A 17,135-nucleotide genomic window follows, 5' to 3' on the forward strand; every position below is an offset into this window, starting at 1 on the left:
AACGTCGTCGATATGAGAGGTGCGATTGTGGCGCCCACCCAAACCCACTCGGCAGCCCACGCGCCCGTGGCCGCGAAGATGAGCGTCCTGGACCGGTTCCTCCCGGTGTGGATCATCGCCGCGATGGCGGTCGGGCTGCTGCTCGGACGCGTCGTGCCGGGCCTGGCCCCGGCCCTTGACGCGGTGAAGATCGGGTCGGTGTCGCTGCCCATCGCCTTGGGCCTGCTCGTGATGATGTACCCGGTGCTGGCCAAGGTCCGGTACGACGAGACCCACCGCGTCACGGCCAACAAGCGGCTGATGGCCCTGTCCCTGGTGCTCAACTGGGTGCTCGGCCCTGCGCTCATGTTCGCGCTGGCGTGGCTGTTGCTGCCCGACCTTCCCGAGTACCGGACGGGCCTGATCATCGTCGGGTTGGCCCGCTGCATCGCGATGGTGCTGATCTGGAACGACCTCGCCTGCGGCGACCGCGAGGCCGCCGCGGTCCTGGTCGCGGTCAACTCGGTGTTCCAAGTGATCGCCTTCTCCGCGCTGGGCTGGTTCTACCTGCAGGTCCTGCCGAGCTGGCTGGGCCTGCCGACCACCTCGGCGGAGTTCTCCGTGTGGGCGATCTTCGTGAGCGTGCTGGTGTTCCTCGGCATCCCGCTGGCCGCCGGGTTCCTCACCCGGTACGTCGGTGAGCGCGCCAAGGGACGCACCTGGTACGAGCAGCGGTTCCTGCCGAAGCTCGGGCCGTGGGCGCTGTACGGGCTGCTCTTCACCATCGTGCTGCTGTTCGCCCTGCAGGGCGACGAGATCACCTCCCGTCCGCTCGACGTGGCCCGGATCGCGCTACCCCTGCTGGCGTACTTCGCGCTGATGTGGCTCGGCTCGCTGTTGGCCTCGCGCGCGGTTGGCCTGGACTACGCGCACTCGGCCACCGTCGCGTTCACTGCGGCCGGCAACAACTTCGAGCTGGCCATCGCGGTCGCGATCGGCACCTTCGGCATCACCTCCGGCCAGGCGCTGGCCGGCGTGGTCGGCCCACTGATCGAGGTGCCCATCCTCGTCGGCCTCGTCTACGTCAGCCTGTGGCTGGCGCCGCGCCTGTTCCCCGGCGACCCCAGCCTCCCGTCCCGCTCGACCGCACCGACCCCTTCGTCCCGCTGAGGAGACCCATGACCACCGATCGCCGTCCCACCGTCCTGTTCGTCTGCGTGTCGAACGCCGGCAAGTCCCAGATGGCCGAGGCGCTGCTGCGCCGACGGGTCGGGGACGCCGTTGCCATCCACTCCGCCGGTACCAGGCCCAAGCCGGTCGAGGCCGGCGTGAACGCCGAGTCCGCGGCGTCCGTGGCCGAGGTCGGCGCCAGCATGGCCGACGCCACCCCCAAGGGCATCGATCCCGAACTCCTCCGCACCGCCGACCGAGTCGTCATCCTCGGTGCGGACGCCCAGGTCGAGCCGGTCGAGGGCATGAAGGCCACCATCGAACGCTGGGAGACCGATGAGCCCAGCCTCCGCGGCATCGAGGGCACGGCCCGGATGAACATCATCCGCGACGACATCGACGCCCGCGTCGGGGCGCTGGCGTCCGAACTCGGTGTCGAGCAGCGCCCCTCGGTCATGTTCGTGTGCGTGCACAACGCCGGGCGGTCCCAGATGGCGGCTGCCTATGCCCACCACCTCTCCGGCGGTGTGGTCGAGGTGCGCTCGGCCGGCTCGGCCCCGGCCGAGACCATCAATCCCGCGGTGCGGGAGGCGCTGCTGGAGGAGGGCATCGACATCTCGGCCGAGAAGCCGAAGGTGCTGACCGACCAGGCCGTGCGGGCGTCCGACGTCGTCATCACCATGGGCTGCGGCGACACCTGCCCGTTCTATCCGGGCAAGCGCTACGAGGACTGGGTGCTGGAGGACCCGGCCGGCCAGGGCGTGGACGCCGTGCGCCCCATCCGCGACGACATCAAGCGCCGCGTGACCGAGCTGCTCGCGTCGCTCGACGTACCCGTCCAGCCGCTGCCCGGCGACCGGTGAGGGGCCTGCCGTGATCCCGGACGCCTACGAGACCCTGAAGGCCGACCTCGAGTACAGCTACCGGGGCGTGTTCACCCCCGATGACGTCGCCGAGGCGGTCGACGCCGCGCGCGCCCTGCTGGAACCCCGCGCGCACGTGGAGACCTTTCTGCCCGTCCTCGTGGCGCGGCAGGCCCGCGAGCAACTGATGGCCAAGGCTCAGGCCGAGGGGCGGGTCGCGAAGAAGGTCCCCGAGGTCCTGTTCATCTGTGTCCACAACGCCGGACCGTCCCAGATGGCCGCCGCCCTCACCGAGCACCTGTCCGCGCGCCGGGTCCACGTCCGCTCGGCCGGCTCCCAGCCCACCGGGGACATCAACCCCCTCGTGGTCGAGGCGCTGGCCGAGCTGCCGAGCGGCTCTACGTCGGGCTGTCCCGCGCCACCGACAAGCTCATCGTGGTCGGCGATCCGGACGTGATCGCCACCATGGGCAGCGAGGACGTGTGCCGGCGCATGGGGCTCTGAATCCCGGCCAACCAAGGCCCGACAAGGGGTTTACCACCCCGCCCCGGAGGCCTACGATGCGCGGATGAGCACCCCTGCGGATTCGTTCAACCGCTCGGACTTCGGCCGCTGGATCAACAGCCCCGCCGGTCGTGTGTTCCGCCTGACGGGTGGCACGCTCTTCCTGGCCGCCGGGGTCGCCGCTCGCCGCTCCGCCGGCGGGAAGGCCTCCCTGGCCTGGGGCGTGTTCCCGTTCACCGCCGGCCTGTTCGACATCTGCTACATCAGCGCCGCGCTGGGTGGGCCCATTCGAGGCAGTGCCTGCCGGGACGCCTCCCGCTGACACACCCGCCTCGCCCAGATCGAGCCTGGGATAGCATCGTCGCGTTCGATCCCCAGGCTGTTGCCTGACCCACCCAGTTGTAGAACCCCCCACAAGGAAGCTTCATCATGACCACACCCACCCTTGCCCATCGTCTCTGAGCCGAGTTCCTCGGCACCTTCTGGCTCACCTTCGGCGGCTGCGGTTCGGCCGTGCTCGCCGCCACCTTCGTCACGAAGGGCGACTTCCCGGCCGGCATCGGCTTCCTCGGCGTGGCGCTGGCGTTCGGCCTCACGGTCACCACGGGCGCCTACGCGCTCGGCCACATCTCCGGTGGCCACTTCAACCCGGCCGTCACGGCTGGGCTCTGGGTCGCCAAGCGCGTCCAGTCCGCGATCGTCCTGCCCTACATGGCCGCGCAGGTGATCGGCGCGTCGGTCGCCGGCGGCATCCTGTTCATCATCGCGTCCGGCCAGCCCGGCTTCGACGCCGTCGCGTCCGGCTTCGCCACGAACGGCTACGGCGAGCTGTCCCCCGGGGGCTATTCGCTCGTCGCCGCCCTCACCATCGAGGTCGTCCTGACCGCCATCTTTGTCTGGGTCATCCTCGGCGTCACCAGCAACCAGGCCCCCAAGGGCTTCGCGCCGCTGGCCATCGGCCTGACGCTCACCCTGATCCACCTGATCTCGATCCCCGTCACGAACACCTCGGTCAACCCGGCCCGTTCGTTGGGTGTCGCCTGGTTCGCCGGTGCCGGCCCGCTCTCGCAGGTGTGGCTGTTCATCGTCGCCCCGATCGTCGGAGCGCTCATCGCCGGAGCGACCTACGGCAAGCTCACCGTCGACACGCCGGTCACCGAATCGGTGCAGCGCGCCTCCACCGAGGCCTGACCTCAACCGACCTCGGCCGGCCTCAGCGCTTCCGTCAGGCCCAGAGCAGGCCGGTGGCGAGGCCGGCCGGGAACACCGCCAGCCCCGTCACCCCCTGGGGCGTCAGGGTCGCCCCTGCCACGGGTGAGGTGAACCTCAGCCCCGCGTCAACGTCGCCGCCATCACGCCGTCCGCGCGGCGGAACTCGAGGTGGTCACCCTCGATGGAGTAGGTCGCGGCCGACTCCAGGGCGACAACGAGGGCGGACTCCTGCTCCATGACGCCCGCGGGCTCCTCGCACGACATCATCGTCGAGGCCAGCGGGCCGATCTTGATCGCGTTGCCGTCCACCTCGAAGCTGCCCGCCAGCTGGTTGCAGCCGCCCGTGCCGCTCACGGTGCCGTCCTCGGCGAACTCCACCGTGGGCGTCGAGCCCTGCACCGTGCTCACGACCGCAGAATCGCCGTCGTGGTAGCCGGTCACCACCCACGTGCCGGCCACCTCCTGGGGCTGCACGTCGAAGACCACCAGCGCCGCCCCGGCTCCGTCGGAGAGAGTCAGTTCCTCTGCGGTGACGGCGAACGAGCGTGCGTCGGCCAGCACCGTGAAGAAGGCCGCCTCCTGGGCCATCACCGCCTGGTCACAGGCCATCATGGTCGACGCGACGGCCCCCTCGATCGCGATCGTCGTGTCCGCGGTCGTGTAGGTGGTCCGGTAGCGGTTGCAGCCGCCCGATCCGGCCAGTGATCCGTCCGCACCGAACGCCGCGGTCACGGTGCTCCCCTCCAGCACGGGCGAGCCACCGAGTTGCGACGCCTCCCAGCGCGTGTCATCCAGCGAACCCGTCGCAGCGGTCGGCGCGGCCGTCTGTACGTCCGGTGTGGGGGCCGGCGTCGCTGGCCCGCCCTGGGAGCAGCCCGCCACGAGCAGCCCCACCAGCACAGCCAGGACGCTCCCGGCACGGAGGTTTCCTCGAAGGGTCACGATCATTCCTTTCTTGGTCCCGCCACCGCGGGATCCGTCATGGTGCTTCGGCCAGGGTCACGGTCACCTGCTGCGGCTGGCCCTCGCGGAGCAGGTCAAGGACCACCTCGTCGCCCACGGCCGCGGTGGCCAGCAGTCGGCCGATCGTGAACGAGTCAGCGGGCCCGCCGGCGATGCCGGCGATCAGGTCACCACCCCGGACGCCGGCCCGTGCGGCCGGCCCCCCCGCCGCCACCGACGAGACGAACAACGCCGAGGACACACCCCGGGCCTGCGCCGCGCCTGGCGGCACCACTGCGTAGGACAGCCCGAACCACGGGTGGGTGGCCCTCCCGTCGGCCACGATCTGGTCGGTGATCCGCCGCACGGTGCTGGCGGGCACCGCGAACCCGAGCCCGACGCTGCCGCCCCCTCCCTCGCCCGAGGCGCTGGGCACCGTGGAGATCACCGTGTTGATGCCGATCAGGTCCCCCGAGCAATCCACCAGGGGCCCGCCGGAGTTCCCCGGATTGATCGACGCGTCGGTCTGAACCATGCCGGCCAGCACCGTGGTGCCACCACCGCCGACCGGAGCGACCACGTCACGGTGGGGCGTGCTCACGATCCCGGCTGTGACGGTCTCGGACAGCCCGAGAGGCGCACCCAACGCGACGACCTGCTGGCCGACCCGCGGAGCAGTGCGGTCGCCGATGGCCAACGTGGGCAGCCCGGTGGCCTCGATCTGCAGGACCGCGAGGTCGGTCTTGGCGTCCGTCCCGACCAGGGTCGCGTCGAGGCGCTCGCCGGTGGCCAGCAGGACGGCGAGCCGGCTGGCCCCGGCGATCACGTGGTCGTTGGTGACGATGCGTCCGTCGGGGGTCAGGATCGCCCCGCTACCCGAGCCGCCGAACGCCAGGCCGTCGGGTCCGGTGCGTCCTTCGGCGAAAACCGTGACCACGGCCGGCGCCGCCGACTCAGCGAGGACAACCGTGCTGCACGAGCCCGCGAAGGGCGTGGTGCGCGCCACCGCGAACCCGGACACACCACCAGCCACCAGTCCCGTGGCCACGCCGACGGCGACGAGGCCGGCCACGGGCAGGCGGGGACTGCGACGCGGACGCGCAACGTCCGACGATGCGGGGCTGGGTCGCTTCATGGGGATGCTCCTCGATCTCACAAGAGGTTGGACAACAGGCGGGCCGCCGAGTTGCGATACCGGCGTGCCCAGCCCCACGATCGCACCTCGTCCAGCGTGACCTCGCGGCAGTCGCGCAGGTCGTCGTGGAACAGTTGCTCGTGCCGGGCCGTCACCTCACGGTCGTGGACCCAGACCATCAGGCACGGGCGTCTCGGGCACGAGCAGCGCCAACTCGGTCTGGCTCTCGATCGCCCGCGCGAACTGGGCGGCAGCGTCCCGCAGTGCGGCCGAGTCGACGGCCGCACGGTCACCGCCGCCGACGAGCACGAACACCGGGCCTTCGGCGGTGGGCAGGACCAGAGTGGAGCCCGCCTTCCCCTCGAAGCCCAACGCGGCCGCTCGCGTTGAACTCAGGGACGAGGCAGCGGGCGGTGCCTCCCCCACGAAAACGAGGTGGCCGACGGCGCCCGCGGCAGGGACGGACTCGGTGACGGCCACGGACAGGTGGCGCTGGGGAAGGGTGAAGGACGGATAGGGCGCCAGGTGGGTCATGGTCGGATGCTAGGAACTCCGACTGCGGTGCGGCATCACCCGCCGCGGGTGATGCCGCGCGCCGCACGCGGCGTAGGCTCAGACGGCACTCCGCAGCACGCGGTGCCCATTCTTGAAGGGGTCACGTTGAGCCCTGCCGTCATCACGCTCATCATCCTGGCGGTCACGGTCGCCATCTTCATCTGGGACCGCCTGCCCGTCATGGCCGTGGCCCTCGCCGTCCCCATCGCCCTGTGGGCCACCGGGGTGCTCGACATCACCGAGGCCTTCGGCGGCTTCGGCGACCCGACGATCATCTTCATCGCCTCCCTGTTCGTCGTCAGCGAGGCGCTGGACGCCGCCGGCGTCACGACCTGGGTCGGCGGGGCAGCCCTTCGCCTGGCCGGTGAGAGCCGGACGCGGCTGGTCGTCGTCATCCTCGCGCTGGTCGCCGTCGTCACGGCCGTCATCACCCCCAACGGCTCCGTCGCCGCCCTGACCCCGGTCGTGGTGGTGATGGCGATCCGCGCCCGCCGCTCGCCATCGGAGCTCCTGCTGCCCCTCGCCTTCGGCGCCCACGCAGGGTCGCTGCTGATGCTGACCGGATCGCCGGTGAACCTTGTCCTGTCCGACTATGCCGAGGCGGCCGGCGTCGGCCCCTTCGGGCTGTTCGCGTTCGCGGTCGCCGGCGTCCCGCTGGTGTTGGCCACAATCGTGACCGTCCTCCTGCTCGGCCCCCGTCTGATCCCACGGCGCACTCCGAGCCGGTCGCTGCGTGACTTGGGTGCGCAGACGTCCGTGCTCACCGAGCACTACGAGCTGGAAGCCGAGGCGCCCGTCCAGCTGAATCGCGAGATCGGACTGCTGGAGGCGGTGATCCCGCCGCGGTCGGAGTTCATCGGCGACCTCGCCTACGCCGGTCTGGTCACCGAGAGCGGACGCCTCGTGGTACGGGCCGTGCGCCACAAGGGCGAGGGTGTCGCGACGGAACCCCACCCACTGCATGTCGGTGACGCGATCCTGTTCGAGGGTGCCTGGCAGCACCTCACGGAGGCGGCACAGGACCCCAACATCCTCGTCGTGGACGACCCCGAGGACGTGCGGCGGCAGACGGTGCCGCTGGGCGTGGGCGCGCGCCGGACGCTGGTCATCCTCGCCGCGATGATCCTCCTGCTCGCCACGAATGTCGTGCCGGCGGCGATCGCCGGGCTGTTGGCCGCGCTGGCCGTCGTCCTCACCCGCGTGCTGACCGTGCCCCAGGTGTACAAGGGCGTCGGCTGGACAACCGTGATCCTCGTCGGGGGCCTGATGTCGCTCTCGGTGGCCATGGTGAAGAGCGGGGCGGCGGGGCAGTTGGCCGACGCCCTGGTCACGCTGGTCGGGGACGCCGGCCCGTACGCCCTGATGCTCGGTCTCTTCGTGGTCACCGCATCGCTCGGCCAGCTGATCAGCAACATGGCGACGGCCTTCATCGTCGCGCCGGTCGGGTTGGCCGCGGCCGCCGAGATGGGCGTGTCTCCGGCGCCCGTGCTGATGGGTATCGCCGTGTTCGCGGCCGGGGCGTTGCTCACCCCCGTGGCGACGCCGGCCAACCTGGTGGTCATGGAAGCCGCCGGCTATCGCTTCGGCGACTACTGGAAGCTGGGCGGGGTGCTGCTGGCGCTCTACGGGCTGGCCGGCATCCTCCTGGTCCCGCTGGTCTGGCCGTTCTGACTCCCCAGACCGTCGTCGATGCCCTCAGGAAGCAGGTTCATTTCCCGGGCGATGCGCACGGCCTCCCGGCGGCTGGACACTCCCAGCTTGCGGTGCACCGACTTGAGGTGCTGTTTCACCGTGTTCACCGAGATGCCCAGGGCCTCGGCGATTTCGGCGTTGGAGCGCATGGTCGGCAAGTAGACCAGCACCGCTTCCTCCCGCTCTGTCAGTGGCTCGGTCAACGAGGTCGTGACGGCGCAGGCGACCGGTCCGTCGAGCACCAGAAGGATCTCGTCGACGAACGCACGGTGCCTGCTGATCACCTCGCGGTGTCGGCGCAGGATCTCGACGAGCCGGTGGTTGTTGGCGCTCCTGAACGGCATCAACAGGTGTTCGCCCGCCGAGGCATCGAGGGCGCGCCCGATCGCTGCCGTGGCCCGGGCATCGCGGCGCAGGCGGTCCTCGGCCAGCGCGATGGTCACCCACGCGCACGTGCCGATCGCGCCGGGGCGCTCGGTGGCATCCTCGAGCGCCTCGCGAACGGCCTGCGGCTGCCCGGAGGCCAACAGGAGCCGGGCACGCATGATCGTGAGGGGGTCCGCCTCCATGGCGTCCTCGGGGCTCGCAAGGTTGCTCCGTGCCGAGGAGGCCCGCGCCTGGGCCAGACGGGTCTGCTCGCAGAGGTCGTCGTCGGCGAGTATCTTGGCGGCCGTTTCGACCGAGCGGTAGATGGTCAGTTCACCCCACACGGCCAGGGCGGTACAGGCGCGCCTGGCGTAGCGGAGTCCGGGGTACTCCGCTAGAACGCCGCGCGCCTGAGCCACCTGGCGTGCCCCGCCGGCGACCTCGCCGAGCAACCACAGGTGGCGCGCCCGGATGACGTGGAGGAAGACGTCCACGAAGGGATCGATCGCGTGGGCCGCCGCCTCTTCTGCGGACGTCAGGACCCGTTCGAGTTCGGCGCGCTGGTCCTCCTGCTGGAGGATGAGTGCCAGCGCCAGCCAGGCTTGCGCCGTCTCGGGAGCCACGGCGCTGCCCCGGCCGGAGGCGGCGCTGATGACCCCCTCTGCCATCGGACGAGCCCGCGCGGTGTCACCGCCGACGACCAGAGCGAGCGCCGTGTGCGCGGCGTGGGTGAGCTCGGCATACTCCTTGAACGCACCACCGGCGTTGGCCAGGCGCGCCTCGGACAGGGACGCGGCCGCCGCGGCCGGTCGGCCCGACCACAGGTATCCGACCCCAACCAAGGCGGAAGGCACGCCGCGGAAGTTCGACCAACCGGGAGCATCCTCGGCCTCCAGCCCGGCCAACAGCGACGCCCCGGCGAGACCCGCACCCAGCAGCCGGTCTCCGTCCCCCGGCACGCGCGCGAGCGCGGCCTCGATGATCCGCACGTTCAACATCGCGATCGAGCGCCGAGGTTCGGGAAGGTCGCCCAGCAGGAGCGCAGCGCGGGCCAGTAGGTCCGTCGCCGTCTGGTACTCCCGCCGACACTTGGCGCCCATCGCGCGCAGCACCAGCAGCTCAGCCTGGTCGGCCGGGCCGCTGGCCTGGATCCTGTCGATGGCGGCCGCGAGGGGTTCCCGCCCACCGGCATGGAATTCGGCCGTCGCCGAGCGAAGCCCGACCCGGATCGCGAGCGCGGTGTCTCCGCTCTCGATGGCATGGTCCAGGGCGGTGAGCCACTCCCCCTTGCTCTCGAACCAGGCACTCGCCCGGGCGTGCAGGCCGGCGATCTGTTCGGGGTGTTCCTCGCGCAGCCTGGAACGGAGAAGCTGCAGTAGAAGGGGGTGGTGACGGAACCACCCCGTGTCTGACAGCGCCACCATCAGCGGGACATTCCCCCACGTGGCCCGCAGCGAGTGCGGCAGGGCTTCGGCGCCCACGAGGGCCCGGGCCAGGGGGGGCGCAGATGCGGTCGGTGACGCTGGTCAGGGTCAGAACGTCGATGACCTCGGCGCTGACGCTGCGCGTCAGTTCCTCGGCGAGGTAGCCCGCGATCAGGGGTTGCTCGCCACTGAACGCGGCCAGCGTCCGCTTGGGGTCCTCTGCAGCGACCAACAGCAGCATCGCCAGCCGCACGGCGGCCACCCACCCGTCGGTCGCGCGGTGCAGGTGGTCGACGTCGCCTTCGTCGAGGGCCACACCGGCGTCGGTGGCCAGGAGGCGGATCTCCTCCCGCGTGAAGGCGAGCTCGACGCTGCGTACCTCGGTGAGCCGACCGGCGAGCCTGTGGCGGTGCAGCGACAGTACCGGGACGTGTCGTGAGATGAGGACCGTGTGGAGTCCCGCCGGAGGGTTCCGCAGCAGCTGGTCAAGGCCGCCCAGCACCTCGGTGGGCAGCTCGTGGGTGTCGTCGAGCACCAGCACGACCTCATGGCCCCAGAGACGGGTTGACAGGGCCTCGATGAACTCCTCGTCGACGTCGCGCGGCGGCCGCAACGACCCCAACGCCTCCACGCCGAGCGCGGACTCCAGCGCTGCGGCGATGGCTGCCCAGACCCGATGCGGGGTGGACAGGAAACGGTCGAGCGAGACCCACGCCACCGGCCCCGGGAAGACACCATCACGCGTCCACTCGGCGACGGCCGTGGTCTTGCCTGTGCCCGGACCGCCGGTGACGATGGTGAGGGGACGCCGCGTCGCCTCATCGAGTAGCCGGGTCAGGTGCGGTCGGATCAGCATCGACGACGGAGGCTGAGGGACGGAAATTCGTGCGGCCGCCAGACCGGTCACACCATCTGGGGAGCCCATGACCACACCCCCTGAATGACTCGTCGGTACGGTGAAATCAAAGCTACCCCTCAGGTGGCGTGGGGCACGACCTCCAGTCGACAGTGGACCTCCAGCACCTGCAGGGCGAGGGCTTCGAGGCGGGACATCACCGCGAAGAACGCCGTCTGGTCGGGCACCCTGACCTCGATCGTGGTTCTCGTCGACTCGGTGCACACCGCGGTGGCGAATTCCTCCGACAGGTAGTCAGCCACAGAGCCGCCGACCTGGATTCGTGCCACCGCCTGCCCTGCCTCCAGCTCCACATGGTGGAGGTGCTCCACGTCCTCCACGACCAGGCCTGCCAAATGCAGCCGCTGCAGCACTCCCAGCAGGGCCGCGTGGTCGGGCACCGTCCCGCACAGGAGTTGGCCGCCCGGCAGGGGACGATCGACGAAGCCCTCGAGTTCTTCGCGAACGGCGTCATCCAGCTCGCCTCGCAGGCTGATCCTTACGTGGAGGGGAACCATCCGGCCATCACATCGATCAAGGCGCCCGGCCGCATCCCCCGCGAAGGGTCAGGCCGCGCCGACGTGGCCGGGGCCGATGGTGTCGATCACGGTCCGCGCCATGACGAAGCGTCGCTGTTGATGCCGTGCAGCAGCACGATGACCGGCCCATCGCGCTCGTCGAAGCGGCCGTGGAGCCTGAGCCCCTCCACCTCCGTCATGGATAACTCGCGCGGAGGTTGGCGGTGGAGCGGCGACGCAACTGCGTGACAATGCCGGCGATGACCAGGACGAGATGGGCCACCGCCAACCAGGTGTGGTCCTCGATGAGCGGGGCAACGACGTCGGGGTCGAGGTTCCCTGCGGGCACCAGGCCCACCAGGAAGGCGACGCCGGTCACGATCGCTGAGGCGCCCCCGATCGCAGCGACGACGATGAGCAGCACCGCCGGCAGGTTGGTGACCAGGGCGATGACGACCAGCAGCAACGCTGCGGCCACCCCGGCCGGAAGGTACATCCAGGCGGGCAGCCCGAGCAGGCCGGCGACCGTGGTGCCCAGCGCGTAGCCTACCGAACCCATCGTGATGATGACCGCCGCGGCGTAGAACGCGTACGCCAGCCAGGCCAGGAGCAGGGCGCCCGCGATCGCCGCGACCCACGACAAGGGGCCCGTCAACAGGCCCTGCTGGGTGATCGAGGCGAACAGGGTGGCGCCGACCCCGAAGCCGACGAACCCGGCCCAGAGCCCGATCACCGTTCGCATGGCGAGGTAGCCGCGGAAGCAGAAGATCAGCCCCGCGATGATGGCGAGGATCCCCACGGTGATGTTGAACACGGTCGCCTCCTTGTGCGCGCTCCTAGAGCGTACGCGGGGCGCAACTGGCCCGGGTCCGCCATGATGCGGAGTGTCGACACACCACTGCGGAGGGGATACGCCATGAGCGAGCAGACGGACGGTGCGGGACAGCACGTCCTCCACCGGTGGATGTTCACGGCGGCGATCATCCTGTCCCTGACCACGCTGTTGTCCGCCTGGACCGGTTATGAGGCGACCCGGTGGGGCACGGTGTACTCCTCGGCGACCCGGGCCTCGACGGTCGCGCGCGTCGACTCGGTGACGGCATCCGACGTGGCGAACCGGCAGCTGACCACCGACATCCTGCTGTTCTCGGACTGGTTCCAGGCCGAGGTGGAGGGCAACACTCGGGTGGCCGACGAGATCCGGGCGCACTTCCGTCAGGAGTTTGTGCCGGTGTTCGAGGCGTGGCTGGGCACAGCGGCTGAGGGGGGACTCCCCGCCGGGACGCCCTTCGACTCCGACTACGAACTGGCCGCCGACGTGGAGGCGGATCGGTTCCGGGAGGTCGCGACCGAGGCGTCCCTCGAGGCCGACCGGGCCGGCCAGACCCAGGACAACTACGTCCTGGCCGCGCTGCTCCACGCGTCGGTGCTGTTCCTCGCCGGCATCTCGTCGAAGATCTCCGGCCGAAGGGCCCAGCGCCTGACCGTCGTGCTGAGTGGCGTCGCCTTCGTCGTGGCGGCGTTCTTCACGTTCAGCCTTCCTGTCCTCCTGTGAGATGATGCGCGCGTCGTCCACGCGGCCGTGATCCTGAGGGGAACCGCATGCTTCGCTTCTTGGCTTCCACAGCCCTGCACCTCATCGGCAACGCGATCGGACTACTCGTCACCGCGCTCGTCCTGCCGGGGTTCAACGTGCAACCTTTCGGCTTCATCCTCACGGTCATCGTCTTCACGGCCGTGGAGATTCTGCTCGGACCGTTCGTGCTGAAGATGGCGATCAGCCACGCCCCCGCGCTGCGCGGCGGAATCGCACTCGTCACGAGTTTCCTCGGCCTCTTCCTCGCCCACACCTTCTCAGCAGGGCTGCGCATCGAGGGCCTCACCACGTGGGTGCTGGCTCCCCTGATCGTCTGGCTGAGCGTGCTCATCGCAGCCATCCTGTTGCCGATGGTGCTGTTCAAGAAGGTCCTCGGCGAGGTCCGCTCGTCCGGAACCTGACGGACGCCGCCCGGCGCATCGCGACGAAGCGGTCTTCGGTGCCGCGCAACTCGTCGCGGCGCAGGGCTCGTGACTTCCTCCCAGCACGTCCCCCCGGAGTGCCTCGCCGAGGTCCACGGCCCCCTCCACCCGCCCAGGGTGATCTCCCGCGGGCTGGGCCGCGTTCATCATGGGGTGGTGCCCGCGCAGAACGCTGATCCGAGCGGCCGACGTCCACGACGGCTCCTTCCCGTCGGCCGCGTCGGCCCCTCAGGCGTCGGTGAGGTGATCCGCCGGGCCGTCTTCCTCGACGTCGACGGGACACTCGTCGATTACTCCGGACGCATCCCCGCCAGTGCGCGGCACGCCGTCCGTGCGTCCCGCGCGAACGGGCACCTGGTGTTCCTGTGCACCGGGCGGTCGCGCTCCGAGTTGTGGCCCGACGTCACCGACATCGGCTTCGACGGCATCGTCGGCGGGGCCGGGGCCTACGTCGAGGTGGGCGGGGTGGAACTGCTGCACCGGCGCCTGGAGGCCGGCCAGGTGCGGCAGGTCATCGACTTCTTCGGACGCCACGGGCTCGACTACTTCTTCGAGGGTGCGGGTGGGCTCTTCGGCACCCCGGGCATCCAGGCGCGGTTGCGCGGACTGTTGCGCGGTGCCGTGCCGGACGCCGTCGCCCTGGCCCAGCTGGAGGGCGGCCTCTTCGCCTACCTCGGTGAGATTGTGGTGACCGAGCAGCCGCCGACCGTGCCGGTGAGCAAGGTGGTGTTCGTGTACGGGCCAGGGGTGACGTTCGCGCAGATCCGTGACGCCTTCGCCGCGGATTTCGACGTCATCGCGTCGTCGGTGCCGCTGTCCGGTGCGACCATCGGCGAGATCCAGCTGGCGGGCGTGCACAAGGCCTCCGGCATCGAGCAGGTCACCGAGCATCTGGGCATCGCACGCCGGGACACCCTCGCGATCGGCGACAGCGACAACGACCTGGAGATGCTGCGGCACGCCGGCGTCGGCATCGCGATGGGCAACGCCCGGCAGCACGTGCGGGAGGCAGCAGACGAGGTCACCTCCCCGCCCGAGGAAGGCGGCGTGCACGAGGCCTTCGTGCGCCACGGCCTCATCGACGCCTGATTCGACATGACCGTCCGAGTCGGACTCGGCTCGCCCGACGAACGGGCCACCCCCTCCGGGTGATCCCGGAGCACCGGGGCGGCGCAACCATGGGGCCAACATCGCTGTCGGAAAGGACCCCTCCCATGCCCCTGGCACCCGTGGAGTTCGCCTTGTTCGCGTTCGATGACACCAGGATCACCGGTGACATCGTCCCGGCGCTCACCGCTCTGGTGGAGAACGAACTCGTGCACATCATCGACCTCGTGTTCGTCCGCAAGGAGGCCGACGGCCAGGTCACCGCGTTCGAACTCGACGACCTTCCGGCGGACGCCGCCGCGGCGTTCGCCGACCTCGACCACGACATCGAAGGTTTGGTCAGCACCGAGGACCTCGACCACGAGGCCGACCTCCTCGAACCCGGGACCTCGGCGATCATCGTCGTGTGGGAGAACCTGTGGGCGCAACGCTTCACGGACGCCGTGCGCGCGGCCGGCGGCGTCCTCGTCGACAATCAGCGCATCCCGGCCGAGGTTGTCGAGGCCGCACTGGCCGACGAGCTCGCCGACCGGAACCTCACCTGACCACGAACCGCTCGACCAACCGTCTACCTGAGGAGCAACTGTGATCCGTCCACGTCGTGGAGGCCCCGGCCTCATCGGGACCGCCGCCCGCACAGCCGTCATCGCCGGCACGGCGACCCGCGTGTCGGGCAATGTGGCCGCCAGTCAACAGGCCAAGGCCCAGCAGCGGGTGCCGGTCCAGCAACCTCCCCAGCCGACCGTCGTGGTGGCGGCGCCCGCCCCCCCGGCCGAGGACACCATCGCTCAACTCGAACGCCTCGCGGCCCTGCACCAGCAGGGGGCTCTCACCGAAGCGGAGTTCACCGCCGCCAAGGCACGACTGCTCGGCTTCTGACCTCAGCGCTTCCGTCGGCTCCAGAGCAGGCCGGTGGCGAGGCCGGCCAGGAACACCACCAGCAACGTCACCCACTGGGGTGCGCTGAACTGGAACGTCAGCAGGTCGACCTGGACCGAGTCCCGGTTCTGCAGGATGAAGGCGATCGCCAGTACCGCGATCGCGAGTCCCAGCCAGATCCGCGGGTTCTTCGCGAGCTCCTGCCAGCGCCCCTTGCCTCCGTCAGCGCTCATGGCGCCTCCCCTCCTACGCGGTCATGTGTCCTTGCCAAGCATCCTCAACCATCCCTTGGTCGCGCCCGCACAGGATCACCCGTGCCGGGTGATGCCCACGCGGACGCCGGCCTGAAGGATGGGGCGCACAGAGCCCCTGCGCACATCGCACCGGGCTGAGAGGAAGGCACCACATGTCAGAGCTCATCATCATCGGTTACGACGACCACGCAGTGGCGCAGCAGGCGCACGACCGCGTCGTCAAGCTGCAGCGCGACCACATCGTCAACCTCGCCGGCCTCGCTGTCGTCCGGGTCGACGACGACGGCAAGAAGCACGTCGACACCCCGGCCAAGGGCATCGTGGGTGCGACCGCGGCGTCCGGCGCCCTCTGGGGCATGCTCATCGGGCTGCTGTTCCTGGTCCCCGGCGTCGGCCTCCTCGTCGGCGGCCTGTGGGGCGCGCTGGTCGGACGCCTCGGCAAGTCGGGCATCAACGCGGGCTTCCGGGCCCGGGTGGACGGCCTGCTGGAGCCGGGCAAGGCGGCCGTGGTCGTGCTGGCCTCGAAGCTGACCGAAGACAAGTTCGCCGCCGGCATGTCGGAGTTCGGCGGCACCGTTCTGCAGACCTCGCTGTCCGACGAGGACGAGAAGGCTCTGGCCGAAGAGCTCGCCTGACCCCATGCCGTCCTCTGGTTTCGTCTCGACCGGGCACCTGCCCGCCGCCCCCGATGTGGGGGCGGCGGTGCAGGAGGCTTTCGCGCGGTTCAGCGACGCTCGCGACGGCGAACCCTCCACCGTCTACCCGGCCCTCGAGCGTGTTGATCCCGACGCCTTCGGCGTGAGCCTGATCGACGTGCACGGCACGGCGTGGGAGGCCGGGGACGTGACCACCCCGTTCACGATCATGAGCGTCGCCAAACCCTTCGTGTTCGCGCTCGCCGCCCGCGCCCTCGGGGCGGATCGGCTCGACGAACTCGTCGGCGTCGACGCCACCGGCCTCCCCTTCAATTCGCTCGAAGCGGTCGAGGCCGGCCCCGATGGCCGCACCAACCCGATGGTGAACGCCGGCGCGATCGCGACGACGGCGCTGGTTCCCGGCGCCACCACCGACGAGCGCTGGGCCGCCATTCGCGACGGGCTGTCGGCGTTCGCGGGGCGCCCGCTGACCGTGGACGACGAGGTCTACGCCTCGGCGTCCGCCACCAACGACCGCAACCGCGCCATCGCCTGGCTGCTGAACAGCCGTGGGCGGTTGGCCGGGGAGCCCGACGACGCGCTCGACCTGTACACCCGGCAGAGCGCGCTGTCGGTGACCGCGCACGACCTCGCCGTCATGGGGGCGACCCTCGCCGACGGTGGGGTGAACCCCCTCACCGGCGAACGCGTCATGCCGGCCGAGCTGTGCCACCACGTCCTGGCGGTGATGCTGGTCGCGGGCCTGTACGAGACCTCGGGCGCGTGGTTGTACCGGGTCGGCCTCCCCGCCAAGAGCGGCATCGGCGGTGGGATCGTCACCGTCTCCCCCGGCAAGGGCGGCTTGGGCACGTACGCGCCGCGGCTGGACGCCCAGGGCAACAGCGTCCGCGGGCAGAAGGCTGCGCGGTTCCTGTCGTTCCGGTTGGGTCTCGATCTGCTCGCGTCCCGTCCGGCCCCGTGACCCC

22 protein-coding genes and 3 pseudogenes are annotated in these 17,135 nt (G+C 70.5%); 15 read left to right on the plus strand and 10 right to left on the minus strand.

The features are described from left to right. The first annotated feature begins 12 nt into the window (after window positions 1-12). The 6 genes and pseudogenes from arsB to aqpZ all read left to right on the plus strand — a co-directional run. Window positions 13-1,149: an ACR3 family arsenite efflux transporter gene (arsB, locus tag J4N02_RS10940; RefSeq protein ID WP_188332736.1), complete on the plus strand. Its 1,137-nt coding sequence runs from the start codon at window positions 13-15 to the stop codon at window positions 1,147-1,149. Between the two features lie 8 nt (window positions 1,150-1,157). After that, window positions 1,158-1,445: pseudogene (locus tag J4N02_RS16895) on the plus strand (low molecular weight phosphatase family protein); the annotation flags it as partial. 159 nt (window positions 1,446-1,604) lie between these two features. Then, window positions 1,605-2,012 carry an arsenate reductase ArsC gene (locus tag J4N02_RS16900; RefSeq protein ID WP_223202174.1) on the plus strand — a complete coding sequence of 136 codons (408 nt, stop codon included), beginning with the start codon at window positions 1,605-1,607 and terminating at the stop codon, window positions 2,010-2,012. Between the two features lie 10 nt (window positions 2,013-2,022). After that, a complete protein-coding gene (locus J4N02_RS16905; protein WP_243760786.1) occupies window positions 2,023-2,469 on the plus strand; it encodes a three-helix bundle dimerization domain-containing protein in 447 nt (148 codons plus the stop codon). 111 nt (window positions 2,470-2,580) lie between these two features. Beyond that, window positions 2,581-2,838, plus strand: coding sequence for a hypothetical protein (locus J4N02_RS10955; protein ID WP_188332735.1), 258 nt, complete (start codon window positions 2,581-2,583; stop codon window positions 2,836-2,838). Window positions 2,839-2,990: 152 nt separating this feature from the next. Further along, window positions 2,991-3,707, plus strand: a pseudogene (aqpZ, locus tag J4N02_RS10960) (aquaporin Z); the annotation flags it as partial. Window positions 3,708-3,842: 135 nt separating this feature from the next. Here the strand turns inward: aqpZ and J4N02_RS10965 are convergent. Genes J4N02_RS10965 through J4N02_RS10980 form a run of 4 tightly spaced genes read right to left on the minus strand, consistent with a single transcriptional unit; the run spans window position 3,843 to window position 6,339 of the window. Next, complete coding sequence (locus J4N02_RS10965) at window positions 3,843-4,670, minus strand: META domain-containing protein (RefSeq protein ID WP_188332734.1); 828 nt, start codon at window positions 4,668-4,670, stop codon at window positions 3,843-3,845. 37 nt (window positions 4,671-4,707) lie between these two features. Further along, on the minus strand, window positions 4,708-5,805 hold the full coding sequence (locus J4N02_RS10970; protein WP_182818888.1) for a S1C family serine protease: 1,098 nt from the start codon (window positions 5,803-5,805) through the stop codon (window positions 4,708-4,710). A 17-nt stretch (window positions 5,806-5,822) separates the two neighbouring features. Then, a complete protein-coding gene (locus J4N02_RS10975) occupies window positions 5,823-5,984 on the minus strand; it encodes a hypothetical protein (protein WP_182818887.1) in 162 nt (53 codons plus the stop codon). Next, the gene (locus J4N02_RS10980) at window positions 5,962-6,339 is read right to left on the minus strand and encodes a M17 family peptidase N-terminal domain-containing protein (protein WP_182818886.1); all 378 of its coding nucleotides are present in this window, start codon (window positions 6,337-6,339) and stop codon (window positions 5,962-5,964) included. The genes J4N02_RS10975 and J4N02_RS10980 overlap by 23 nt, the downstream gene beginning before the upstream one ends. Window positions 6,340-6,465: 126 nt before the next feature. Here J4N02_RS10980 and J4N02_RS10985 point away from each other — a divergent pair, with 126 nt between their 5' ends. After that, the gene (locus J4N02_RS10985) at window positions 6,466-8,031 is read left to right on the plus strand and encodes an SLC13 family permease (protein WP_188332733.1); all 1,566 of its coding nucleotides are present in this window, start codon (window positions 6,466-6,468) and stop codon (window positions 8,029-8,031) included. On the opposite strand, the gene J4N02_RS10990 is transcribed toward J4N02_RS10985, so the two are convergent. After that, on the minus strand, window positions 7,983-9,899 hold the full coding sequence (locus J4N02_RS10990; RefSeq protein WP_188332732.1) for a LuxR C-terminal-related transcriptional regulator: 1,917 nt from the start codon (window positions 9,897-9,899) through the stop codon (window positions 7,983-7,985). The two genes, J4N02_RS10985 and J4N02_RS10990, sit on opposite strands and share 49 nt — an antisense overlap. Window positions 9,900-10,122: 223 nt before the next feature. Between J4N02_RS10990 and J4N02_RS10995 the strand changes: the two genes are divergently transcribed. Continuing rightward, window positions 10,123-10,281, plus strand: coding sequence for a hypothetical protein (locus J4N02_RS10995; protein WP_188332731.1), 159 nt, complete (start codon window positions 10,123-10,125; stop codon window positions 10,279-10,281). A gap of 60 nt (window positions 10,282-10,341) precedes the next feature. Here the strand turns inward: J4N02_RS10995 and J4N02_RS17425 are convergent. The 4 genes and pseudogenes from J4N02_RS17425 to J4N02_RS11010 all read right to left on the minus strand — a co-directional run. Continuing rightward, window positions 10,342-10,767, minus strand: a pseudogene (locus J4N02_RS17425) (AAA family ATPase); the annotation flags it as partial. A 50-nt stretch (window positions 10,768-10,817) separates the two neighbouring features. Continuing rightward, a complete protein-coding gene (locus J4N02_RS11000) occupies window positions 10,818-11,255 on the minus strand; it encodes a hypothetical protein (protein ID WP_188332730.1) in 438 nt (145 codons plus the stop codon). An 86-nt stretch (window positions 11,256-11,341) separates the two neighbouring features. Next, the gene (locus J4N02_RS17100; protein ID WP_182818636.1) at window positions 11,342-11,455 is read right to left on the minus strand and encodes an alpha/beta fold hydrolase; all 114 of its coding nucleotides are present in this window, start codon (window positions 11,453-11,455) and stop codon (window positions 11,342-11,344) included. Beyond that, entirely contained in the window at window positions 11,452-12,069 is a 618-nt protein-coding gene (locus J4N02_RS11010) for a DUF4203 domain-containing protein (RefSeq protein ID WP_182818637.1), read from the minus strand. Before J4N02_RS11010 ends, J4N02_RS17100 begins: the two co-directional genes overlap by 4 nt. A gap of 102 nt (window positions 12,070-12,171) precedes the next feature. Between J4N02_RS11010 and J4N02_RS11015 the strand changes: the two genes are divergently transcribed. The 5 genes from J4N02_RS11015 to J4N02_RS11035 all read left to right on the plus strand — a co-directional run bounded on the left by J4N02_RS11015 (window position 12,172) and on the right by J4N02_RS11035 (window position 15,260). Next, a complete protein-coding gene (locus tag J4N02_RS11015) occupies window positions 12,172-12,810 on the plus strand; it encodes a hypothetical protein (RefSeq protein ID WP_188332729.1) in 639 nt (212 codons plus the stop codon). Window positions 12,811-12,869: 59 nt separating this feature from the next. Further along, window positions 12,870-13,253 carry a phage holin family protein gene (locus J4N02_RS11020; RefSeq protein ID WP_188332728.1) on the plus strand — a complete coding sequence of 128 codons (384 nt, stop codon included), beginning with the start codon at window positions 12,870-12,872 and terminating at the stop codon, window positions 13,251-13,253. 264 nt (window positions 13,254-13,517) lie between these two features. Next, window positions 13,518-14,363, plus strand: a complete 846-nt coding sequence (locus tag J4N02_RS11025) for an HAD family hydrolase (protein WP_188332727.1) — start codon at window positions 13,518-13,520, stop codon at window positions 14,361-14,363. 125 nt (window positions 14,364-14,488) lie between these two features. Then, window positions 14,489-14,926, plus strand: a complete 438-nt coding sequence (locus J4N02_RS11030; RefSeq protein ID WP_182818644.1) for a DUF6325 family protein — start codon at window positions 14,489-14,491, stop codon at window positions 14,924-14,926. A gap of 40 nt (window positions 14,927-14,966) precedes the next feature. Further along, complete coding sequence (locus J4N02_RS11035; protein WP_182818646.1) at window positions 14,967-15,260, plus strand: SHOCT domain-containing protein; 294 nt, start codon at window positions 14,967-14,969, stop codon at window positions 15,258-15,260. Window positions 15,261-15,262: 2 nt separating this feature from the next. Here the strand turns inward: J4N02_RS11035 and J4N02_RS11040 are convergent, their stop codons facing one another. Continuing rightward, a complete protein-coding gene (locus tag J4N02_RS11040; protein WP_182818647.1) occupies window positions 15,263-15,493 on the minus strand; it encodes a LapA family protein in 231 nt (76 codons plus the stop codon). 173 nt (window positions 15,494-15,666) lie between these two features. Here J4N02_RS11040 and J4N02_RS11045 point away from each other — a divergent pair, with 173 nt between their 5' ends. Both J4N02_RS11045 and glsA read left to right on the plus strand, forming a co-directional pair. Then, window positions 15,667-16,149 (plus strand): DUF1269 domain-containing protein, encoded by a 483-nt coding sequence (locus J4N02_RS11045; protein ID WP_182818649.1) that lies wholly within the window; start codon window positions 15,667-15,669, stop codon window positions 16,147-16,149. A 4-nt stretch (window positions 16,150-16,153) separates the two neighbouring features. Next, on the plus strand, window positions 16,154-17,131 hold the full coding sequence (glsA, locus tag J4N02_RS11050; RefSeq protein ID WP_182818650.1) for a glutaminase A: 978 nt from the start codon (window positions 16,154-16,156) through the stop codon (window positions 17,129-17,131). Window positions 17,132-17,135: the final 4 nt, after the last annotated feature.

The sequence above is a fragment of the Propioniciclava sp. MC1595 genome (assembly GCF_017569205.1).
GTDB lineage: Bacteria > Actinomycetota > Actinomycetes > Propionibacteriales > Propionibacteriaceae > Propioniciclava.